1 protein-coding gene is annotated in these 9,431 nt (G+C 40.3%); it reads left to right on the forward strand.

Annotated features, from left to right (window positions below; translation table 11 throughout):
• Positions 1-405: 405 nt before the first annotated feature.
• Positions 406-9,431: VWA domain-containing protein (locus tag AB1414_09955; protein ID MEW6607755.1), on the forward strand; the 9,026-nt coding region annotated here is incomplete at its 3' end.

The raw sequence follows: 9,431 nt of genomic DNA on the forward strand, positions 1-9,431 counted from the left end.
TTCCTGCTTGTTAGAAGCGAGGCTAAAGCCTCGCACGACAAATCTTTTTATTATTCGTGTTCATTCGTGGTTATATATTCCCTCTGTGTTCTCTGTGACTCTGTGGCTATATCCCTGAACGGTTACATTTTTTCTTCGTGGTTTATCTTAATTGCACAGGTCGAAAATCTGTGTTCTATTAATTTCATTAAAAAAAATTAAAAAATTTTTGCAACCTTTTTGACAATTTTGTAATCTATTTTATTATAAGGGGAAAAATTTGAAAAATTTGTGTAATGTGTAAGAAAAGGAGATTTTTGGGGATTATGGAGAGATGGGGATAAGATAAAAATTACATCTCCCTATCTCCACTATCTCCATATCCCCTTCTTACACACTCTTTGAATAAATTGGAGGTAAATAATTATGTGTAAAAAAATTATATCTGGAATAATGTTGGGAATAGTGATGATTATTAATGCAAAGGGTGCTGTAGCAACAGATGTCAGTGGGACTATCACTTCAAATACTACCTGGGATGTAGCTGGCAGCCCCTACATCATCACTGCTGATGTCATTGTTGCTCAAGATGTAACATTAGACATAGAGCCGAATGTAATAGTCAAATTTGCCACAGATACATCATTAATCAGCTATGGAAAATTAACCGCAATTGGTACACCAGATGGGACAATTACCTTTACTTCTAATAAACCTGCCCCGGCAGCAGGAGATTGGAGGAGTATCAAATTTAGTGGCGTAAGTGCCAAAGGAACAATTACTTATTGCAATATTAGGTATGCAAAGCAAGAAATATATTTAGAGAATGTATCTGGAATTGTAATTACCTATAATTACATCCATGATAATAAGGGAGATGATGGTTGGGTAAGTTTTCTCAACCAACTAGGTTGTGGGATATATCTTTCAGGTTCAAATGATAATCTTATAAGTTTAAATACTATTTTTAACAACCAGGGAGGTAAAGGAGGAACAGGGGAGGGTGACTCTGGTGGCGTTGGCTGTGGGATATATCTTTCAAACTCAACAAACAATACAATCTCAGAAAACACCATATCACAAAATAAAGGAGGTGAAGGAGGGCAAGGCACCGGTGGATATGGTCTATCAGGTGGTGTTGGTGGCATTGGTTGTGGAATCTATCTTTCTTCATCAATAAACAATACTATTACCAATAATACAATCTCAAGTAATATAGGAGGAAAAGGAGGAAAATCTGGAGCCAGTCCTGATGCTCCAGATGGTGCCGCTGGAAATGGATATGGTATTTATATTGACCCAGACAGCTATAATAATATTATTAATTCAACGAATACTTATAATAACGAGCCTACTTATTATTACTATAATCAATCAGAAATAACAATTGAAAATCAGATTCTAACTTTGGTTGGTTCTGGTTCAATAAACTTGGGGAGGATTGTTCTTATAAACTGCTCAAACTTTACTATTAAAAATAATTCTATCTCTGGTGGGATAGGCCAAAATGGAAAGACATATCATAGTGGTTCTGTAGAGGGTGGTGGAACAGGAACGAGTATCTATCTTTTAAATTCAACAAATGGCACCATATCAAATAATATACTTTCAAACAATATAGGAGGCCAGGGAGGATCGGGTGCTTACAGTGGCTGGGGGAGTTGTCCGGCTGGCCATGGTGGGATAGGTGTTGGAATCTATCTTTACTCATCAAGAAATATTACAATCTTAGAGAATACTATCTCTCAAAACCAAGGCGGTCAAGGAGGACATGGTGGTTGCTGGAATTCAGGTGCTTCTGGTGGTATTGGATGCGGAATTTATCTTTATTCATCAACAAATATTACAATTTTAGAGAATACTATCATCTCTCAAAACCAAGGCGGTCAAGGAGGAACAGGTGGCTGGCAGAGGTCAGGGGGGCCAGGAGGGATTGGGGTAGGGATATATTTTGCCTCCTCAACAGGTAACACTATACAAGGAAATATTATCACTAACAACATAGGAGGTCAGAGGGGTAATCCTGGATCTGGAGGAGGTTATGGTATCTACGGTCAGGGATATGGGGTATATTCTTGTTCCAATTCTTTTCCAGGAATTCATTATAATAGCCTTTTTGGTAATAAAAATGCTGATTTAACCAGGGGCTATGGTGTTTATCATGATGGAACCTCTGGGACAATCTCTGCTACTTTGAACTACTGGGGTGATAATTCTGGGCCATATCATCCAACTACAAATCCATCTGGACAGGGAGATAAGATATCTGATTATATTGACTATAACCCATGGAAAGGATTAATCTTCATTGTTGTTACTCCAACTTCTGGTGTTGTAGGAACAATCGTTACAGTTGAAGGTGAAGGTTATGGAGCAACAGAGACAATCAGGATAGATTTTGGGACGACGCAGACAATTACGCTGACTACTACTAATGGAAGCGGGCAATTTACAGCTACTTTTATGGTAGATAACCAGCCGTTTGGGACTATTACCCTCACAGCTATTGGTATTACTTCTAATTATACTGCCTGTGCTCAATTCTATATGAATAAAGAGGGCTGTGTCTTCTGGGATAATTTTACAGGAAATAATGATGACCCAATAGATACTGTAAAATGGACAATTTACAGTAATTTTGGGGCAATAGATATTCAAGATAATGCTTTAAGGATAGATAAAACTACTGGATGTGGGGGAAGTGGAATTCGGCCAAATCAAACTTTTGATTTCACTGGTAAAGCGACATATATATTATATTGGAATTATATGCTAATCTCTGATACGGATTACTCTGATTCTGATGTTTATTGGGGTAATTCTTCCCATGCTAATGGGTATATCTTTAGGATAGAAAACTATCCTGGTAATGATAATGTGTATAACACATGGTACAATTATCGACTTAGAATAGAAGATAATAACTGGTATATAGATAGGAAATTACCTACATCACAAACATGGGAGAATCGTGGTACTGGAAATAGAGATACTTTGAAAGAAAATACATCTGGTTATTTCTTCCTCGAATCCTCTGGTAATAATTCTGGACAGATATGTAGTCGATGGGATAATGTCAAATTGTACCAACAAATACCTTTAGAAATTACCACTGTTACACCTCCTGCTGGGACTGTAGGTACTATTGTGACAGTAGCAGGACATGGCTTTGCATCAACAGAGAGCATTCAGATAGATTTTGGGACGACGCAGACAATTACGCTGACTACTACTAATGCAAATGGGCAATTTATGACCTCATTTATGGTTGATATGCAGCCTTTCGGTGTTACTTCGATTGCTGCCACTGGCTTAACTTCTCAAAGATATGTAGAAGCATCATTCACTATCTATCCAAATATCATGGTTTCACCTACTGAAGGTACTATTGGAACTATTGTTGAGGTAACCGGTACTGGATATATAGCAACAGAGGCAATCAGGATTGATTTTGGGACGACTAAAACAATTAAAATAAGCACTACCAATGGAAGTGGACAATTTACTACTACTTTTACAGTCGATTACCAACCAGGCGGAACTACTACTCTAACCGCAACAGGGCTTAATTCCAATTTAGTCGCTACGGCTACCTTTGTAACCATTACCCAGCCAACTACCGTTATTGAGCAAGAAGACTTCTGGAGATATACATATTCACCTAACTCTGGCTGGGAAACATCAGGATATGATGACAGTAGTTGGAGTAAAGGGAGAGCTCCTTTCGGAAATCAGTCTGATGGTGATTGGATTCCTCATACAGATTGGCCTGCAGGGACGACTTTATACCTTAGAAAGTATATTGATTTACCTGCATCTGCAAAATTGACTATCTATACTGGCGTAGATAACGAAATCCATATCTATATAAATGGTGTTAATATTTTTAATGCCTCTGCTCATGGATTTACATATCGCTGGGAATATACATTTGACATTCCTAAAGAATATATAAACCCAGGAAGAAATGTAATTGCTGTGCAAGCAGTGGATTGGGGTGGCGCGACAGGATTTGATCTGAAGGCTATTGCTGAGGTCAATATACCTCCAATGGGTTCTATGGCAATTAGTTCTGTGCCTTCGGAGGCAAAAATTTACTCAGATGGAATGGATACAGGTAAACTCACTCCTGCTGTCTTGACCAATCTATCCACAGGTAGTCATCAAATTGTCTTAACTAAGCCTTTGTATAACAATTGGGCTGAAACTGTTACTGTATCCTCGGGACAGACTACAGAAATAGATGTTCCTCTTAGACTTTCTCCAACAATTATCATTACCCCTATTTCTGGTACTGTGGGAATTATAATCACAGTTACAGGTGAGAATTTTAGTCCAATTGAGGCAATTAGGATTGATTTTGGCCTGATTTCCTCGATTGCCATCGCCACTACTACTGCCTACGGCACCTTTGCCACTACTTTCACGGTATCTTCTCAACCAGCAGGAACCACTACTATTGTGGCTACTGGTCTTACCTCCGGCTCAAAAGCCTATGCTACCTTCACGCTTACTACTCCACCGCAAGCAACACTGACTGTCCGATTAGACCAGATTGATGCCGCTAAATTCCCAACTATCGAATGCCATGTCCGTGTAACTCAAGGAACTACATCTATTGCGGGACTGACTGCGGATAATTTCCAATTAACCGAGCAGTCTGAATTAGAATCTGTTCCTACCGTAGAGATAATCAGTGTCAGTGCAACTAATTCCGCCGGAGTAGCCATCGCCCAGGTATTAGATAGAAGTGGCAGTATGCAGGGGCAGAAGATAACCGATGCTAAAACCGCCGCTAATTCCCTTGTTGATATGATGCAACCTCTGGATAGAATGGCGATAGTCTCCTTTGCTTCAAATGTTACTGTTGACCAATCCTTTACCAGTAATCAATCTGCCTTACATACCGCTATCAACAACTTAGTTGCCAATGGAGGCACGGCTTTGTATGATGGCATATATACGGGAATAGGTCAATGCACACAAGAAATTGGTGTTAAAGCAGTTATTGCTTTAACCGATGGTAAAGAAAATAGTAGTTCACATACTCAGCAACAGGTGATTGATTATGCCATTGCCAGTGCTGTCCCTGTTTATACCATTGGGTTAGGTGGTGATGTAGATGCAGGGACACTTACGCATATTGCCACATCTACCGGTGGAACATATCATTTTGCACCTGACTCAGCCGACCTGGAGGAGATATTTGCCGATATTAGAAGGGAGATTGAGACCCAGTATTTAGTTACTTATTACACCCATAATCCTAATTATGATGGGACCTTGCGTAATGTAGTAATTACTGCGACTTATAACTCGGCTATTGGTTCAGATTCGGGCACATATCGTGTAGATGAACCACCACAGATTATGCGGACACCACAAACTATCGCCCTCGGCTCACAAACACAACCTGTTGGACAGGCACTAACTATTGCGGCTACCATTACTGATAATACCGCAGTTACTAATGCCACCTTATTCTATCGACATTCAGGAACACTAACCAGCTATTCTCAGCTGACTATGACTCATATGGGTAATAACCTGTATAAAACGACTATCCCAGCCGCAAGTGTTAATTACCCGGGCGTGGATTACTATATCACTGCCTCTGATGGTAGATTAGTCGCTTCAGACCCAAAAAACAATCCTGAAACCTACCCATATCAGATTGCGGTATATCCTAATGAAAAACCGGTGATTATACATACCCCTGTTTCTGGAGCGTTAATTAACTCATCAGTAACTATTACTGCCTATGCTACGGATACTACAGATTATATTACTTCGGTAACCTTATCCTATCGTATCAAGGGTTATGTGCTTTATGAGAATGTAGTTATGACTAAGGCAGGTAATACCTATACCGCTACCATACCGGCGAATAAAATGACCTTTGCTGGTGTCGAATACTATATTGTAGCGATGGACAATTATGGTTTGCGGGCAGAGCACGGCACAGATGTTAATCCACACTACATTCGTCCCAATGTTCCACCGAGTATAACTATTACCGCACCACCAGCACAAGGGGCTTATGCTACCAGTTCTTATACCATCGCCTGGGTAGATGCCGACCCGGATAACGATGCCCAAATATCACTCTACTATGATACCAATAACACTAACTATGACGGCTCAACTATCACTACTGGACTTTCTGAGGATAGCAGTATCGATAGCTATATCTGGAATCTCTCGACTATCCCCGAAGGTAGTTGCTACATCTATGCCTTGATAGATGATGGCACTAATACACCTGTCTATGACTACAGCAATGGACCATTAAATATTGACCATTCACTACCACGAGCAACCATTACTACCACCCCTGCCTCACCAATTACTGCTACTGGCACAGTCTATGTTATCTTAACTGCCTCAGAAAAATTATCTGCCGTCTCACTGACATTTACTCCGTATGGTAAATCACCTCTCTCTATACCGTTGACTACCACGGATTATATCACCTGGCAGGGTAATTTCCAGCTTACTCTTTATACTGGCGATGGGATAGGCACATTTAATTATACCTTGAAGGATTTATTTGGTGTTGCTTTTCCAGGCAGCCAAACGCTGGAAATAGATGTTGCTGGTGTCATATTTACGCAGTCAAATTATACCTTCAATGTTGAGAAGGACTATAATCAGCAGGGGCTGGTCAGGGTTAAGAATATCGATAATGAAGCACATCAATTTTCCGCTCAGACGCTTAATGTCCCTGAAGGAATAGCGGTTGATTTTATCGGTGATGGCTCTGTGGATAATCCGATTACCTTACTGCCAGGTGAAGAGAGAAATCTTATTCTATCAATACATACGCAATATGCCACCAAAACAAGCTACTCATTACAAGGAACATTGACCAATGATGAAGGATTAATCTCGCATACGACAATAAATATTAATGTTCGCCTGCCCGAGGTTAGGTTTACGGTTAGTCTTATCAGTGAAGACCCAATGACATTAGCCAAAACCTATAGAATTACCAATACGGGTGCTGACCCAATTCCGGATTTAACCATTAACATGGGGACTCTTACAGACAAGGTTATTATGCATCCGCTACTCTATACCATATATTTAGGCACACAGAGCTATGTTGAATTTAAGTTAGTGCCGATTATCAATGAGAGTTTTACCGGACTATCTGGCACCTGGAGTGTGAGTAGTGGGGATAAGGTGGTGGAGGTTCTTACTACCTGGCAGGTTACAGGAACCATCTATAAGGTAACATTAAATCAGCCAAAACTCGTTTTTGACATTAATTATCTCTATCAATATCAAGAGGGATATTATGTCTGGGTGCAATACTGCCCCAATCAACCACCACGCCGGGTATGGGTACCAGAAAGATTAATTAAGAGTATTGACCCATTCTATATACCAACAGGATTTGGGACTGTCAATGTCCAAAGTGCAAACTTGAGTATGCATTTTAGTCAAGGAAATATTCAGGCCAATCGTGATACCTATATCTATATGAATAATAATGAAGTTGGCAGGTTAATAAATGTTAATCCGGAGGGATATTATACCTTTGCGGTTGATAGGGAATATTTCCTATATCCCGACCCGTATGTTGGTAATCGCCGCAATGAGATAAATATGGAGACAAATATAAATACGGGGCACTTAGCCTGGGTAGGTAATTTCAGGGTTACCATACTTTTAGATAAGTTTGAGGTGTATGTTATTGCCACAAGTTCTGCGGCGGCTACGGCTACTGCCTGGGCATTACCCTATGTGCATCATAATTCTGAGCAACTATTTGTTAATATTACTCAGCCACCAGAGGGATTTGACTATAAGATAGGTGCGAAGGTGCAGATTAGGGCTGAGGTCAAGGATGAGCATGACCTCTTCCAGTGGCTGTGTAATGTTCAGGCAAGTTTTAGTAATAATACCGCAACTTTGAATTTATACGATGATGGCATGCATAATGATGCCGGTGTAAATGACGGTATTTATGCCAACTACTGGTCTCCTGTAACTGAAGGAACTGTTACTATCACTGTGGTTGCCAGTAACTGCAAAACACAGGCAACCGATACAGTTACCTGCACGATTGTTGGAAACCGAGCACCTACAGTAGATATACTTACACCAACAGAATTACAAACATTACAAGGAACTACCACTATCTCATATCAAGCCACAGACCCGGATGGCGATAGTTTATACTTCTATATCTATTATAGTGCCTCCTCGATTGGTCCCTGGAATCTGTTCTACAGCGGCGTAAATACCGCCTATCTCTGGAATACTAACATCCTGGAAAATGGTATTTACTATATTCGGGTAGTAGCCAGTGACCCTAACGGATTGACAGGCTCAGATACCGTCAAGGTAACTGTAAAGAATAAAAAACCAAAGATTAGACTTAATCCTGCTGCTGGCTCTCAATGTGCCTTAGTTACGGTTTATGGTGAAGACTTTGGTGCGACAGAGACTGTTCAGATTGACTTTGGGCTACATCTTAATATTACTACTGGCATGACTAATGCCGAAGGCTCTTTTACTACCTATTTTACTGTCGATACGCAACCGGTTGGCACAGTCTCAGTAGTCGCTACCGGTATTGATTCACACCTGAAGGCCTATGCAGATTTCACCATTACCGCACTACACTATATCAAAGGATATATTCGCTATGCGAATGGTGAAGGAATTCCAGGCATCAAAGTCTATTTAATGAGTCCCATAGTAGATGATTGTTATATCACTTCTGCGGATGGTTATTATGAATTTAATAACTTACCGACAGGATACTATCGCACCAGACCGTTCAAGGAGTGGTATAGCTTTGAGCCAGCAGGAAGGGAATACCGCATACTTACTGCCAGTTATGATAATCAGAACTACATTGGTACACCACAGAGGTATTATATTAAAGGTAGATGTAAGACAGAGGCAGATGAAGGGATAGGTGGAGTGCAGGTAGTTTTATCAGGTTCTGTGCAGGCAACCTATACTACTAATGCCAGTGGATATTATACCTTCTGGGATGTTCCCGCTGGCACATATACCATCACCCCTTATAGGCAATTCTATACCTTTGTTCCGGCAAATAGAATCCTTCCTAACATAGATTTCCATCAAGCAGGACAGGATTTTGTTGGCACATCTACTACTGTAGAAAGATATTATATCAAAGGAACTATCACGGATATGAGTCATAATCCGTTAGCCGGGGTAAGGGTATATCTGTTTGGCACGATGGATAATGTTTTTATCACCAGAGCAGATGGTTATTATGAATTTACCAATCTTGTGCCAGGTTATTATCGAACCAGCCCGTGGAAACAAGGATATACCTTCGAACCATCTGGCAGAAGATATGAATACCTTTGTAGCAATTATGAGCATCAAGACTTTGACGATGATGGTCCGGCACAAGGAATTCAACCACCACCACCTACCAGTACACTCACATCGCTATTCTTTGT

This window comes from bacterium (genome assembly GCA_040755795.1).
Taxonomy (GTDB): Bacteria; UBA9089; CG2-30-40-21; order CG2-30-40-21; family SBAY01; genus JBFLXS01.